The organism is Chitinophaga sp. YR573 (assembly GCF_900110995.1).
GTDB lineage: Bacteria > Bacteroidota > Bacteroidia > Chitinophagales > Chitinophagaceae > Chitinophaga.
Genome location: NZ_FOJF01000001.1, coordinates 1,831,630 through 1,847,329 on the forward strand (window position 1 = coordinate 1,831,630; position 15,700 = coordinate 1,847,329).

At 41.9% G+C, this 15,700-nt stretch carries 13 protein-coding genes; 6 read left to right on the plus strand and 7 right to left on the minus strand.

Translation table 11 applies throughout. The features are described from left to right. Nucleotides 1-256: 256 nt before the first annotated feature. The 4 genes from BMW86_RS07635 to BMW86_RS07650 all read left to right on the plus strand — a co-directional run bounded on the left by BMW86_RS07635 (nucleotide 257) and on the right by BMW86_RS07650 (nucleotide 2,039). Nucleotides 257-604: an RNA polymerase sigma factor gene (locus BMW86_RS07635; RefSeq protein ID WP_089780531.1), complete on the plus strand. Its 348-nt coding sequence runs from the start codon at nucleotides 257-259 to the stop codon at nucleotides 602-604. Nucleotides 605-690: 86 nt separating this feature from the next. After that, the gene (locus BMW86_RS07640) at nucleotides 691-915 is read left to right on the plus strand and encodes a hypothetical protein (RefSeq protein ID WP_089780533.1); all 225 of its coding nucleotides are present in this window, start codon (nucleotides 691-693) and stop codon (nucleotides 913-915) included. Between the two features lie 40 nt (nucleotides 916-955). Further along, nucleotides 956-1,105 carry a hypothetical protein gene (locus BMW86_RS33315; protein ID WP_410492555.1) on the plus strand — a complete coding sequence of 50 codons (150 nt, stop codon included), beginning with the start codon at nucleotides 956-958 and terminating at the stop codon, nucleotides 1,103-1,105. 67 nt (nucleotides 1,106-1,172) lie between these two features. Continuing rightward, nucleotides 1,173-2,039 (plus strand): response regulator, encoded by an 867-nt coding sequence (locus BMW86_RS07650; protein WP_089780535.1) that lies wholly within the window; start codon nucleotides 1,173-1,175, stop codon nucleotides 2,037-2,039. Between the two features lie 45 nt (nucleotides 2,040-2,084). Here BMW86_RS07650 and BMW86_RS07655 read toward each other — a convergent pair whose 3' ends face one another. Beyond that, nucleotides 2,085-2,465: an HPF/RaiA family ribosome-associated protein gene (locus tag BMW86_RS07655; protein ID WP_089780537.1), complete on the minus strand. Its 381-nt coding sequence runs from the start codon at nucleotides 2,463-2,465 to the stop codon at nucleotides 2,085-2,087. A 227-nt stretch (nucleotides 2,466-2,692) separates the two neighbouring features. Between BMW86_RS07655 and BMW86_RS07660 the strand changes: the two genes are divergently transcribed. Both BMW86_RS07660 and BMW86_RS07665 read left to right on the plus strand, forming a co-directional pair. Beyond that, the gene (locus tag BMW86_RS07660) at nucleotides 2,693-5,128 is read left to right on the plus strand and encodes a glycosyl hydrolase family 8 (RefSeq protein WP_089780539.1); all 2,436 of its coding nucleotides are present in this window, start codon (nucleotides 2,693-2,695) and stop codon (nucleotides 5,126-5,128) included. A 164-nt stretch (nucleotides 5,129-5,292) separates the two neighbouring features. Further along, nucleotides 5,293-6,180 carry a right-handed parallel beta-helix repeat-containing protein gene (locus BMW86_RS07665; RefSeq protein ID WP_089780541.1) on the plus strand — a complete coding sequence of 296 codons (888 nt, stop codon included), beginning with the start codon at nucleotides 5,293-5,295 and terminating at the stop codon, nucleotides 6,178-6,180. A gap of 116 nt (nucleotides 6,181-6,296) precedes the next feature. Here BMW86_RS07665 and BMW86_RS07670 read toward each other — a convergent pair whose 3' ends face one another. The 6 genes from BMW86_RS07670 to BMW86_RS07695 form a co-directional block, all read right to left on the minus strand. Further along, nucleotides 6,297-7,133 (minus strand): ankyrin repeat domain-containing protein, encoded by an 837-nt coding sequence (locus tag BMW86_RS07670; protein ID WP_177189188.1) that lies wholly within the window; start codon nucleotides 7,131-7,133, stop codon nucleotides 6,297-6,299. Nucleotides 7,134-7,200: 67 nt separating this feature from the next. Then, entirely contained in the window at nucleotides 7,201-7,719 is a 519-nt protein-coding gene (locus tag BMW86_RS07675; protein WP_089780545.1) for a hypothetical protein, read from the minus strand. Then, nucleotides 7,719-9,965 carry a GH92 family glycosyl hydrolase gene (locus tag BMW86_RS07680; RefSeq protein ID WP_089780547.1) on the minus strand — a complete coding sequence of 749 codons (2,247 nt, stop codon included), beginning with the start codon at nucleotides 9,963-9,965 and terminating at the stop codon, nucleotides 7,719-7,721. Before BMW86_RS07680 ends, BMW86_RS07675 begins: the two co-directional genes overlap by 1 nt. 8 nt (nucleotides 9,966-9,973) lie before the next feature. Then, nucleotides 9,974-11,026 carry a phosphatidylinositol-specific phospholipase C1-like protein gene (locus BMW86_RS07685; protein ID WP_089780549.1) on the minus strand — a complete coding sequence of 351 codons (1,053 nt, stop codon included), beginning with the start codon at nucleotides 11,024-11,026 and terminating at the stop codon, nucleotides 9,974-9,976. Between the two features lie 63 nt (nucleotides 11,027-11,089). After that, on the minus strand, nucleotides 11,090-12,682 hold the full coding sequence (locus tag BMW86_RS07690) for a RagB/SusD family nutrient uptake outer membrane protein (protein WP_177189189.1): 1,593 nt from the start codon (nucleotides 12,680-12,682) through the stop codon (nucleotides 11,090-11,092). A 20-nt stretch (nucleotides 12,683-12,702) separates the two neighbouring features. Next, nucleotides 12,703-15,684 carry a SusC/RagA family TonB-linked outer membrane protein gene (locus BMW86_RS07695; protein ID WP_218149125.1) on the minus strand — a complete coding sequence of 994 codons (2,982 nt, stop codon included), beginning with the start codon at nucleotides 15,682-15,684 and terminating at the stop codon, nucleotides 12,703-12,705. Nucleotides 15,685-15,700: the final 16 nt, after the last annotated feature.

Sequence of the window (15,700 nt, forward strand, 5' to 3'; positions counted from 1 at the left end):
CGCGTTGATGATAAGTTGACACGGTTTGAAGAAGGATGAACTATGTTCTAATTTTATTTTTTTACAGCTTAATATTCTGGTAACATTGATCTGTGGCTACTTAATGAATTGTTAAGCGATTGGAATATAGGAGAAAAAACTACTTAAATGAGTACTTATGTGGCGCATAAAATATTGTCTGTTAACCTTGTATTAACCAATTACTCATAACTGTATAGTATATTAGTACTGTACTATTACAATATGAATATCTGTTATGACACCAGATTATAAAGATGATATTCTATTACTTAAACAATTGAAAACGCGAAATATTCAGGCGTTCGATTACTTATATACCAGTAATCGTAAATGGCTATACGTACTAGCATTGTCAATTGTGAAAAATAAATTGGTGGCTATGGAGCTTGTACAGGAAATGTTTATAGACTTCTGGCAACAGGCATTAGATCAGTACGCCATTCCTTCTATAAAAAGTTATTTATCCAATACTTTAAAAAACAGAGCCTATAATTTCATTAGAAATAAATGCAGTCATGAAGAATTTGTTCTCACCCAGGAAAATGCAGCAATAAGAAAAGAGTTAACTACAATTTTAGGTTAACATTAAATCTGACATTTAGCCACAATACAGTAAAAATGAGACCCATATAGTGCTAGTCTTTAGAAACCGTGTCAATTAGACTGTAAATGACCCAAAAATACGATATTGATTATTTGTTTGCTGGTAAGGTAGCCGGTTCCCTCAATAATGACGAACTTAACGAGATAGGTATGCTTATTAGTCAAGATGAAGCCATCTACTCCAGATGGAACAATTTTATTGAATCATTACCCGAAAACAAGCCATTTGATAAACTGGACGCCCCAAAGGAATGGCTGGATCTGAAAACCATTTTTCAGCAAGCATGTTGATCTAAAAGAAATTTCCAAAGTATTACCGCGTTGGTTTGGAATAACAGTAGTAATAGATAATCCCGACATTATCAGTAAAAAATTTGTAGGTGTAGTTGATAAGAAGCAGCCCATAGAAGTATTTATCGATAACTTAAAAACAGTTGCTCATATTGATTGTTTCTATGATAAACGACAAAACACCCTTTAACAGAAAATAAAACAATCCCCCTTCCCCAATTGTTATAACAACACTGGAAAATACCAGCAGAAAAATAATGTACAAAAAAGACAACATCACTTTTGAAGAAATCCCGTTTAATCTACCCGCACTCATTAGCTCGATAAAATCCTCTTTTGAGAAAGCAGCAAAAGAAAAGGGAATACGCTTAATAATAAGAAGGGATATAGATGTACCGGACATTGTAATAGGAGATCCTTTAAGGCTCACACAGGTATTGAATAAACTGATCAGTAATGCTATGAAATTTACAGATGAGGGATCTGTAACAATGGATGTATCGCTGAATAATAGCACTCCCACCCAGGTATATATCGATTTTTCTGTAGAAGATACAGGGATTGGGATTGATGATGCTTTAAAAGTCTTCACAGGAAGTTTAGCCATTACCAAACAATTGTTATTACTACAAGACAGTGATATCAATTTCCAGAGCATCCCCGGTACGGGTTCAGTATTCTCCTTCTGCCTGGCATTTACCAAAATAAAAGAAACAACTACCGTACAGAGTGTGACAGCAGATATTCAGAATTTCGCAGGTAAAAAGGTGTTATTAGCAGAAGATGATGATATCAACAGAATGGTAGTCTCAAAGTTTCTGCAAAACTGGTTACTGAAAATAGATTACGCAATAACCGGAAAAGAAGCCGTAGATAAAGTAAAGGAGAACGATTATGATTTGATATTGATGGATCTGCAAATGCCCGGGCTAAACGGATATGAGGCCAGTCAGCAGATAAGAGCTGCGGAAAAGACAACACCGATCATCGCCCTCACCGCACATGCCATCCCGGAGATCAAAAGCAAGACGATACACGCCGGAATGAATGACTGTATAGGTAAACCATTCAATCCTGATATATTATTCAAAATACTGTCTCAATACCTGGCTGATACAAAATAAAAATCTCCCGGCAGGACCTGCCGGGAGATAAGAATATAAAAAAATTTATTTCACCACATCCTCCAGCTCAACATCCCCATCATCAGCATCGCTCTCTATCAGCGCATCCTGAATCTTCACCACATCTGCCTGTAAATTATGGACATGCTTTTCTTTGTTCTTATTTACCTGCTGCTTCAATACATCCACGCACTCACTTACCGACGTTTCAAAATAAGTACTATGCTTCTTTACAAACAGATCGTTTCCCGGTATCTCCAGCCGGATCTCACAATAGTTATTCTCCGGATCTGATTCAGCGCCCTTAAACAGGATCACATTAGCCCTTACAATCTTATCACTTTTCACAGTTTTCAGCTTTTCTGCTATAAAACTTTCAATGGATTCACCAGCCTTAAAGCCCAGTGATTGAATGATTATATCCATATATTATACTTTTATACAGATAGAAACACTAATTATGCCAATATGTTTGTGCCACTACCCAATAATTTCAATAATGATCCTGAACCACATAGAGAAATAACAAAATTACTTCATGAAAAAATTCAGTTATATTAGAGTTATTAGTATTTTACAATCGATTGAAAACCCGGAATAGAGACCATAGATTCTGTAGCAACGAAAAACCTTACCCTTAAAATAGAACCATCATGAACAAGCTTTATGCCTTTCTGGCAACCAGCGCTATATGCGTTGCCAGTACTCTTGTGCAGGCTCAGAACAAGCCCTTCCCACAAGCAATCTCCTATCCAAACTGTATCAAGCCCAGCAACGCAACTCAGGCAGAGATGAATGCCAGCGTAGCCAGCTATTACACCTACTGGAAAGCCAAGTACCTGAAAAACGACCTGTCCTCTCTTCCCGGTGGCTACTACATCAAAGGAGAGATCAGCGGCGATGCCGAAGGGTACACTCCTCTTGGCACTTCAGAAGGCCACGGTTATGGCATGGTAATCACCGCCCTCATGGCCGGTTACGATGCTAACGCCAAAACCATCTACGATGGCTTGTACAAAACAGCCCGCGCCTTCCACAGCTCTATCAACTCCAACCTCATGGGATGGGTAGTAGCTGATGCCAGCAGCGCACAAGGGCATTTTGACTCCGCTACTGATGGTGATATGGATATCGCCTATTCCCTCATTCTGGCTCATTACCAATGGGGTTCTACCGGTACCATCAATTACCTCGCTGAAGCCAAAAAGATGATCACAAGCGGCCTTAAAGTGGCAAATGTGACATCTACCAACCGCCTCAACCTGGGCGACTGGGACACCAAAAGCGCGTTGAACACCCGTCCTTCCGACTGGATGCTCAGCCACATGCGTGCTTTCGGTCAGGAGACAGGAGACGCTACCTGGGAATCTCTTATCAATAACCTGTACGCTGTGTACAACCAGTTCAGCACTACCTACTCTCCGTCTACCGGTCTGATCTCCGATTTCGTGGTGAAAAACCCACCGGAACCAGCTCCGGCAGATTTCATCGATGAAGGTCCGCAAACGAATGAGTACAACTACAATGCATGTCGCGTACCTTTACGCGTCGTAATGGACTATGCTCTGTATGGTTCTTCCAACGCATACACCCTCTCCAATAAAATCGCTTCCTGGATCATCACCAAAAGCGGTGGTAATCCTGCCAATATCAAAGACGGCTACAAATTGAACGGTACCGTTTCCGGAACAGATCCTGAAGCAGTGTTCGTAGCTCCCTTTGTAGCTGCTTCTGTAGTAAACAGCAACAACCAGGCATTCCTGAACAGCGGCTGGACTTTCCTCAAAACAAAGAAGTCCGGTTACTACAGCGATACCTACAGCCTGTTATGCCAGCTGTTCATCTCCGGTAACTGGTGGAAACCAGAAGCAGGCGTAGTTACTCCTACCTGCACACCGGCATCTGCCAGCAGTGACGATGGCAACGTAGCTACCAACGTACTCGATAACGACCTTACTACCCGCTGGTCTGCCAGTGGTGACGGCCAGTACATCCAGTTCTGCCTGGGCACTGCTACCGCTGTAAACGGTCTTGATATCGCTTTCTATAGCGGAGATACAAGAAAAGCCTCATTCGATATCCTCACCAGTACAGACGGTACTGCCTGGACTACCATAGCTGCCGGCCTGCAAAGCAGCGGTACTACTACTGCCCTGGAAACCTTCTCCTTTGCAACCACTACCGCTAAGTATGTGAGGATCCTCGGACATGGCAACAACCTAAACGCCTGGAACAGTATCACCGAAGTGAAAATAAAGACAGTATCAAACACCGTTCAAACTACACTCACGGTTGTAAAAGATGCTTACGTTAGAAATGGCACTTACGCAGACAGCGCCTACGGTACCAGCGATCCACTATTGCTGTCAACTAAACTGAATACCGCTGCTACCCCTGGGTACGATAGACAAACATACATCGGATTTGATCTTAGCAGCATCTCCGGTACCATCTCCAGCGTAGTATTAAAAGTATACGGTAAACTGGAAGATCTCCGCACCACAAATATCCCCGTTGGCGTATACTCCGTATCCAACACCACCTGGACAGAAGCCGCGCTCACATGGAACAACAAACCAGCCGTAGCTGCAACTACGTTAAGCACTGTTACACTCACAGATTCATTGCCCCGTTATTATAACTGGGATATCACTGCATATGTGAAAAGTGAAAAAGCAGCTGGCCGTAATGCCATCTCCCTGGCGCTGATTAACCTGGCCATCAGCACACCCAGACTGGTATGGAACTCAAAAGAAACCGGCAACAATGCGCCACAACTGGTAGTAACGACCATTCCTGCGGCTGCTAAAATAGCCAGCAATGAGAAAGTCAGTACACAACAGCTCAGCGTATATCCAACACCGTTTAACAATAACGCAAACGTTGCATTCACATTGAAAGATGCTGGTTTAACAACATTAGCAGTATACGATATAAATGGAAAACAAGTAGCAGTTATAGTAAGAGAAAACCTGGCAGCAGGTAACTATAACCGTTCCTTCTCCGCCAACAATATACCTGCTGGCTTTTATGTGTTGAAACTTACACATAACGGAACACTCACGACTAAAAAAGTAATCAAGAACTAATCCCCGAAAGCTCCTGCTACACACAGCAGGAGCTTTCTTATTCCATTCTAGCAAACGCAATCGATGCCGGTAACGATTGCACAAATAATCATCCCCACTTCCATTTTATAATTGAAATTTGATTCTGATAATTATTTTTAACCCTTCGTAAAATTCCAAATGTTATGAAAACTCCTCTGGCGATTATTTTGCTGGCTATTGCTTTTTCCAGCTGCGGAAAGAACAATGTACTTCCTCCTCCAACGTTAAACGAATCACAAGGTATTGCGGCATCACAGGTAACAGCTGCTGCTGTCAGCGTAACTGTCACTACAGAATCGGCTTTAAAGTCTGCCATCTCAGCCGCAGTACCCGGTGATATCATTACCATCAGTGGTACCATCAAGCTAACAAGTACCCTGCAATTACTCAACAGCGGCACTTCAAGTGCTAAAATCAATTTCACCGGTGGTACACTGGATTGTTCCGGTATCTCCTCCGGATGGGGTGTGAAAGTAAACGGCAGCTACTGGAACATCACCAACATGACTATTAAGAACGCGCCCGATGCTGGCCTGGTATTCCAGATCGGTGGTAACAACTACGTGAACAACGTAAAAACCAACGGAAACAAAGACACCGGTATACAGGTGTACAACGGCGCTTACAATGTAAGTGTAAATAACTGCACTTCTACCAGCAACAACGACACACAGAATGCAGGTGAAAATGCTGACGGCTTTGCCTGCAAATTATCCGGTGGTAGCGGCAATCAGTTTAACAATTGTGTCGCTACGTCTAACGCTGATGATGGATTTGATCTCTATGGACAAACCTATCCCGTTAAATTAACAGGTTGTACCGCTAACAGTAACGGTATAGGTTCTAATGGTGATGGTAATGGATTTAAATTAGGTAGTTCAGGATTGAGTGTGGCACATACAGTAACTAATTGTGCTGCCAGTAACAACTCTCCTGGATGGGGTTTCACAAGGAATGGCAATGCTAAAGGGGTGATTAAATACAGTGGACTTACCGGCTCTGGTAATGCAGCAGGCTTTAGTGATCTTTAATAAATCAAATAACAATTCTTTTGTGGTGGTGCTTCGCACCATCACAAAAGAATTAAAGGGTTTTTGCAGGGCTTCGCCCTGCACCCAAAATTGTTTTCTTTGCCCTGCCCCTAAAATTATTTTCTTTCTGCTACTCTTAGCAAATCTGCTACCTCATCCTGTTTCCATTCAACCATATTCTCCAACACAGTCTTCCCTCTGTCATCTGTTACACTAAGATCCGCATGATGCGCCAGCAACAATTTTATCATCTCTATCTTCCGGCTTCTGCAAGCTGTACTTAAAGGGGTTTCGCAATTATTACTCTTAACATTCACCAACGCCCCCTGATCAATTAAATACTCCGCCACTCTTACATTCCCCCTCGAAGCCAATCCCATCAATATCGTCTCATCATCATGTGTTCTGACATTTACATCCGCACCATGCTCTACCAATAACTGAACAATACTCAACCTGTCATTTAATGACGCATATACCAGCGGTGTCAACCCATCTTTACTGACCGCATTCACTTTGGCTTCTTTAGCCAGTAACCTGCGAACAATTCGCTCATCGCCCCGGGTAGCACTATACATCAACGGAGTCACCCCATCCCTGTTCACATTATCCACATTGGCACCATGCGCAATGAATGTATCCACCATCGCTTCATAACCTCTGAAAGTAGCAATGGCCAACGCTGTTTCTCCTAACTTATTCTTCACATCTACCAATGCATCATGATTAAGCAGAAACGTTACTATCTCAGGATACCCCATACTCACTGCCCATATCAGAGGCGTATTCCCTTCATCATCCTGAATATCCACACTAATCCCCTTCGCCATTGCCTGTTCCATTCCACTAATATCCTTCTGCCGGGTAGCATTGATCATTGGGTTGCCGGCATGTTTATCAGCACAGGCACTTAAAAACAGTAAAAGGAAGATGAATAATCGGGTAGACATCATGATCTGGTTTGGGTTAAACGCCACTAATATACAGCCCTTGCATGCGACCATTTTTCAGTGTACACCCCTACTTCAGCGAACAATCTATACCCAGCGGGCTTCCCTTAATCTTACAGACCAAAGGAAAGGCGGGGTTATTTAAGATCCACCACTCAGTTGTCTCATCTTTGGCAGTCACATGTAACATATCCCCCTCACGCTCCTTTAAATTATACACCGTATTATCATATACAAATGCATGCTCCTTCTCCAGTTTCTTAAAAGCATCCGTAGAGATTATCATAAACGTCTCATCATCTTTCAAATTTATCACTGCATCAGCCAAAGGCTGTACAAAATTCATTTTCACAGCATGCTGCAATGCTGACGGTAACATCCTGTAAGTACCACCGGCAAGGCCACGGATCTTCCAGCCTAATACCAGCGTATCCGTAAAATGCAATACGCTGAACTCAATAGGTACCGTCTGCCCATGCAGGGAGAAGATGTAATTAAAAGTAGCCCCTTCTTTAATAGCAGGAGCCTGACTATAACCATGCAGAAAAAACAAACTAAATATCAGTAAACAGATAACTCTTTTCATCATTAAATTTTAGGTGGTAATACAGTCGTGCCCCAGGCAGAAGGCTTTACATCCATTTCAAATATCAATTCTCCTCCTTTCACAATATCCGCATGCTCTATCCAGGCCTGATCCAGTTGCTTACCATTCAATGTAACCGACTTCACAAAACGATTCTGCGGAGAAAGATTCTTAGCGATGATAATAAAGTCTTTCCCATTTTCCTGGTGCAAAGTCACCGACTTCAACAAAGGAGCATTCAGCAGATAATAAGACTGCCCCGCATTAGGATACAACCCCATCATATGAAAAGCTAACCAGGAAGACATCGCCCCTGAATCATCATTGCCCGGCAATCCGAAATGAGAAGTATTATAATTAGTACTGATGATCTCACGGATACGCTCACTGCTCAGATCAGGACGACCAATCCAATGATACAAACAAGGTGTCAGGAAAGAAGGCTCATTCGCCACATTGTAAAAACTCCTGGTAAACAAGGTATCCAACCGGCGACGAAAAGCATCCGGTCCACCGGATTTTTCAATCAGCGCAGGTACCTCATGAGGGATACTCAGAGAATACTCCCAGGAAGTAGCTTCATAAAAGAACGCACACCAATGACATACATACCAGGGAAACTCCCTGCTCAACGGCCCATATACAAAAGTAGGATGCTGGTTCTTAGCCGTTCCATAAGGAATTGTATCCAGCCACCTGCCTGCTGCATCTTTAGGCATAATAAAACCTTTCGCACCATGATCTGTATAATCATCCCGCCAAAGATTCTTCCAGTTACCCGACTGCTTTATAAAACGATCATAAATGGCTGTTTTATTCAAACCCTTAGCCACCGTAGCAATACAGTAATCATCATATGCATAATCCAGGGTACGGTTTCCTGAACGGACAAAATTATAAGACACATACCCCAGCTTGTTATAATCCGTCAATCCACCCCGCCCTTCTTTTTCTTCATTTCCACCAGGGGGGACATTGGCATCCTGTAACATTGCATCCAGGGCCAGGGTATAATCAATCCCCTTCAAACCCTTTACAAATGCATCTGCAATCAATACTTCTGCATTAGAACCACCCTGCGTACGACCATTAGCATTCCCACTCCGGGAATCCGGCATAAAGCCATCATGCTTATAAATATTCAACAATGCATTCACAATCTCTACTTCCCTTGTTGGAGATATTAAAGTGATCAAAGGATTGGAAGATCTGTAAGTATCCCAGATAGCATAGAAGTCATCATAATAAGGCTGATCATTCCATAAAGGATTCTCTCCCGTTCTGTCAACTGGCATCAGCATGGTATGATACAATGCTGTATAAAATAGTTTCTTCTGTTCTATAGTAGAAGAGCTATCAATAGCCACACGTTCAAAAAGGTGTTCCCACTTAGCTCTTACCTCATCAAGTACCTTTTCAAAACTCCATCCCGGAATCTCAGTGGTTATATTCTCTTTAGCCTTCAGGGAACTGATAAAAGAAATACCCACCTTTACTTTCAGAGAATCTCCACCTCCTTTAAAAGTTAATAATGCTCCTGTCTTCTCACCTGAATCAAACTGCATTTTTTTGCCCTCATAAACTTTGGGCCCCTTCCACGTACTAAAAGCCGCTACCGGCTGATCAAACACAGCATCGAAATAAACAGTATAGGCAGGTCCGTTATTCCATCCCCCTCTTATCCTGCTATATCCTCTTACTTCTGTATCAGATACTACTTCAATTTCAGAGCCTACAAATTGCTGTGCTTCCCTTGCCTCAGGTACAGGTTGTTCTCCTAAAAAGAACCCTGCATCTATCTGCAACGATTTTTGCTGCTGATAAGTGAACCGGTAAAAACTTACTTTCTCTGCAGTAGTAATTTCTGCCTTTATCCCGTCTCTTTTCAGATCAACACTATAATATCCTAACGTGGCCATTTCATGCTCACGCAAAGAAGACTTATCTACCCCAGAAGATGAATAAGGCATGATAAGGATATTCCCATACTTAGGCCCACCTCCCGTTCCGCTCACATGCACCTGTCCGAAACCGGTAACAGGTACAGGGGAAGGTAACCATCCGCTATTAGGACGGGAAGAACAATCCGGGCTCGGTTTAATCATTCCAAAAGGACAGGAAGGGCCGATAAACACACGCCCCAATCCCTCCGATCCAATCATAGGATCTACATACTGATAAAGGCGCTGCTGCGCCTTCACCGAAAAAGAAAAACAAATCAGGACAATCGCCGTTCTGAAAGAAAACATAATTTCATCTATTTACTGAATACAGGATCTAACCTGAAATATTTACTATCTCCGTCAAAACTGATCACATAATCAGATTTGAAATGCGTACTCTTTTTATAATAATCCGTTGTAATGATCTGCGCACCTGAATTACACGCCGCTTCAAAACCTGACTTATCATTCTCACGTGCTTCTTTAGTATCAGAATCTGCACGGGTGCGAATAATATATCCCTTCTCAACTAAACTTTTCATTTCCGGAAAACGTGGATTATTCCTGATCATCATCGCTGCCTCAGGTGTACCCGGATCAGCATTCACAAATAATACACGTCCTTTCAAAGAAGGATGTCCTACAATATACAAATCTCTTTTACGGTTATTATCATCCATCAAAAATACAAACTTACCACGCGCAGCATCCAATGTAGGCCAGTTATCATGCAACACTGCATCTTCCAGTGTATTATACTTTCCTCTCACCATATCAGGCACCAGCAACTGTGCAACACCCAGATCTTCCCTGAGCGTACTATCCAACTGATCAAAATCACGGGCAGTAAATTTATCTGGTTCAGTTAATTCATGATTTGGAGAAACACCATCCTTTGGTTCCAGTGTAATAAATACAGGAGGATGATCAGGATGTTTATCAGACCATGCTTTCAGTTCATGTAAACAACGTCTTAAAGTGAGGCAATCACTGCGGAAATCCAGATCTGGTATATGTAATACTTTAAATCCCGGCTCATTCATCACACCGGCAGTATCAAATGCAGGTTGATTTGGTACCCATTGCAACCCTTTTGGATGTGCATATTTTCCACCTTTGGGATCAGCATACACATCTATCTCCAGATTCAACAACCCCATCTCCAGTTGTTCCGTCAAAGAAACATGTTCATAATCGATCTTACTCGCAGAAACAGAATCTTTCTTCTGAAATAATTTAAACAATGCAGGATCGATCGCCTTCTTATAACTGTTATGCGATCCTATTACCTGGATCTTATTAATATGTACTTTCCCTTTATCTACAACAGGAGAAATCAACAATAATAAACCTAACAAACTTTTCATGTACAAATGTATTTAAATCAAAACAGGAAGTTCCCGGGGGAACTTCCTGCAAAAAAAGAAATTTTATTGGTCGTATCCCGGATTCTGTACCAAATTACCATTCAGTTTTATTTCTGTGATAGGTATTGGATAAATTCTCCTTCTTACATCTTTATTCATACTCAGCACATCATTTGGCAGTGGGTATTCCACTTCAAATTTACCAAAACGGATCAGGTCATTCCTTCTCCATCCTTCCCATGATAATTCACGCGCACGCTCATCTAACAAAGTATCTAATGTAACACCTGAAGCAGTAGTAGCACCGGAACGTGTACGCAGTAAATTCACCAGGTAATCAGGTGTCTGTAACACGCCTCTTACAGTAGTCGGAGCAGCACCACGCAGGATCGCTTCTGCTTTCATCAGCAATATATCTGATAAGCGGAATACCGGTACATCATTACCATTCAAACGGGTAGCCTGGATAATAGCCGGATCAGGATAGTATTTCAAAGAACGTACACCAGAAGCCTGACTGGCCTGTGTATTACCAATGTCCATTGGTTTAGGTGGCACCAGTACCAGGTCCGGCGTAATCACGATCTGTGTAGTACCATCTGAGTAATAAACCGGCTGATTGGTAAATCCACCATTTCCATCAGGATAATACTGCGGTCCTACCAGCCATGTCTTCGTTCTGAAATCACCTGCCAGGTTAAATCTCTTGTAGAACTCAGGAGTAGTACTCATGGCGATACTTAATCCCACATTGAAACCATAAGCCTGTACAAGGTAATAATAGAAACCGAAACGTGTAAACTGATTCCCAGGGATCTGCTGATCGTAAGGAACAGCAAAGATGGTTTCATTAATCTGAGGACCATTATTAGGCAGGAAGATATCACGATATTTTGCATCCAGGAAATAATTGGTATTAGTCTGCACACTGTCTGCCATAGCCACGGCCTCTGGATAACGGGCAACACCGGTATAATACTCTGAATTTAAATACAATTTAGCCAGCAATGCAAAAGCCATTCCCTTGGTAGGGCGGCCATATTGCAATACGTTAGTAGCTGCATTACTTGATTTTGCAGGCAACTGCGGAAGAATACTTAATAACTCTGTTTCGATGAACTTAAAAATAGTAGCCCTTGGCTGAGTAGCAGGTAAAGAAGCTACCGGGAAATCAGTGATCAAAGGAACATTACCATAAGTATCCATCATAAAGAAGTAATACAATGCACGCATGGCTTTTACTTCCGCAATATTCGCTGCTTTAATAGTAGTATCTACTTTAGAAGCAACCGTTAAATTAATCAGACGGTTACAGTTATTGATACCACCAAAACCCCACTGCCAGATACCTGTTACATTGGGATGATCATATGTCCAGGTATGATAGTGCAATTGTCTGTACTGACCACCATCATCAAAGTTACCATCTCTTGCAGGGATGATCGCTTCGTCCGTAGAAAGCTCCTGCATACGCCAGTAAGCAATAGCGTAGTTAGAAGCCAGGTTGGTATACATGGTACCCAGTAAGGCAGCATAGTCATTGGATGTAGATGGGAAATTACCATTTACATACTGTGAATCTACAGACACATCCAGTTTCCTGCAGGCGCTAACAGTAACCAATACTGTTAATGCTATTAAATATATTTTTTTCATGATGATAATCTTTAACTTAATTAGAATGAAGCACTCACACCAAGAATAAACGTGCGGGTTTTAGGATAGAAGTTGTTATAATCAATCCCGGGTGTTAAACCTCCGATATTAATTTCCGGATCAATACCACGGTATTTCGTGATCACGAAAAGGTTATTACCTGATGCATAAAAGCGAAGGCTCTTAATGCTCTGGGTATGAGGTTTGATAGTATAACCCAGTGTAGCATTATCCATACGCAGATAAGCGCCACTTTCCAGGAAACGGTCAGAGAACAGGTAAGCATTGATATCGCTGTAAGACTCTCCCAATGTAAACCTTGGAATGTTCTGGATCTTGGAATCTACCGGGTTGTTCAAACCTGCCAGTGTACCATTCAGGATCTTATTACCCATTACACCACGTACCAGGAATCCCAGGTCAAAGTGTTTGTAGTAAAAGTTATTGCTCCATCCATATATTAAGGTAGGCTGTGCATTACCACTGATGCGTGCATCTGTAGTTAATGGCTGTGTAGCAGTGATAGTACCATCTGCTTTCTGATAAGTACTTACACCACTTGCATTTTTACCCATGTAATGCCATAAGTTAAAAGTACCTAAAGCATATCCTGGCTGAACGATCTGGCTGTAATTACCTGACTGACCTTTACCTCCTAACTGCGCCGTCTGGATATAGTTTATAGCAAACTTGCTGTTAGACAGATTTTCTATCACGTTCTTGTTATGCGCAAAGTTCAGAGAGGTTTTCCAGGTGAAGTCGCTGGTCTTTATTGCTGTAGCTGTTAACACTACTTCAATACCACTGTTTTTGATACTACCCACATTCGCTGTATAGGTAGGTACAAAGTACTGCGTAGTAGAAACCGGATACTGATCATAAATCAGGTCAGAAGTCTTCTTGATATAATAATCAACCGAACCACTGATACGGTCTTTCAAAATACCGAAGTCGATACCAATGTTCGTGGTAGCAGTGCTTTCCCATTTCAGGTCCGGGTTATCATTACGTACAGGGCCTATCGCATTGGTGATATTACCATTGTATAAGAACTTGGCATTACCGGCAGGAGTACCATAAATCAACAGAGAAGAGAAAGCGTTAAAACCAGCACTGTTACCGGATACACCGTAACCAGCTCTCAGTTTCAATACGCTGATAACAGGCACCTTCTGCATGAACTCTTCACTGGTGATATTCCATCCTGCAGATATCGCCGGGAAATAACCCCAACGGTTATTGATACCAAAAGCAGATGATCCGTCATTTCTTAAAGATGCCTGGAAGAGGTATTTATCTTTATAATTATACTGTACACGACCATAATAAGAGATCAGTCTCAGTGTAGATATAGGGTTGTTATCAAACGCAATCTGTGAAGTATTTGCAGGATTTGATAAGAACAGGTTATTATAAGTAAGATTATCGTTAGAGAAGTTCTGGGTAGTAACACCAAAACCATCATTCGATTTATCCTGCTGATAAGTATAACCGGCCAGTAACTTCACACTATGAAAACCAAAAGTCTTATCATAGTTAAAATACGATTCCAGTACAGAGCTGGTATTCAGGTATGCCTTCCTGGTAGCAAGACCATTAAAGTTTACCGCCAGGCCAGATTTACTGTTTGAATAACTGTTATAGTTATTCTGATCACGCTGGGTAGTAACAGACAAAGTATATTTTAATCCTTTGATGATCTCTACCTGCGCTACACCATTCACCATAGATTTACTATCATCAGTCTTGATGATGTTATTATCGATCAGAGATAATGGGTTCAATGTACCACTACCAGTCCTTGCGTAATATTCTTTATAAGAACCATCCGGATTAAAAGGACTAACAGTTGGCAAATAGAACAACATGTTAGATAATACCTGGGACTGAGGAATATCATTATTCTTAGTATGACTGTTCGTTAATGTAACACCCAGTCTTAAACGGTTATCAAAGAAACGCTGATTGATATAACCCCTCAGGATAGTACGTTCCAGCGAGCTATTCTTCAGGATACCATCGTTCTTCAGATAGTTCAGGCTTGCTCCATACTCTGTGTTTACAGTAGCACCACCATAAGCAATGTTATGATTCTGGGAGTAACCTTTTCTTTCTACCAGTTTCTGCCAGTCTGTATTGGAACCATCATCATTCAGTACAGGAAGTAAAGTTTGTCCGTTCTTTTTCAGATAGGCACGCAGTTCATCTCCACTCAGCATATCAATGGTCTTGGACACTTCTTCCATCGCGCCATAAGCGTTATAAGTCAGTCTGGTCTGACCAGGTTTTGCTCTTTTGGTAGTAACGATAATTACACCATTTGCAGCACGCGCACCATAAATAGCAGTAGCAGAAGCATCTTTCAGTACATCAATACTTTCGATATCAGAAGGAGCCAGCAGGTCGATAGACGCACCCGGCACACCATCTATTACATAAAAAGGTTCCATAGCACCACCCGTAGTACGGATAGTAGAAGGGCCTCTCAATACAACAGCAGGGGCCGCGTTAGGGTCACCACTTTTAGTAACGTTCAAACCAGCCACTTTACCCTGTAACAATTCAGCGGGGGTTGTTAATACGCCCTGGTTGAATTCTTCGGATTTGATAGTGGTGATAGACCCGGTAACATCCTTTTTGCTGGACGTACCATAACCGATTACAACCACATCCCTTAATTGTTTGGTATCAGTAACAAGCGTTACATTGATCACTTTCTTATCGCCTGCTCTTACCACTTTAGGCAATTCGCCCATAAGCGTAAAAGAGAGCACATCATCCGGACCTGCAACGGTAATGGAGTATGCACCATTTGCATTGGTGATAGTACCATTGTTTGTTCCTTTCACGGTAACAGTTACACCAGGCAATGGCACATTGCTTTCATCCGTAACGATACCTTTAATAGTGATGCTTTCTTTTTGTTGTGCAGAAGTAGCAGTACCCAACAACATCAGGAGAAGTGTTGCGATACAACAAAAAGGTGTAAGTAATTTGTACATTTCCTTCATGTAATTT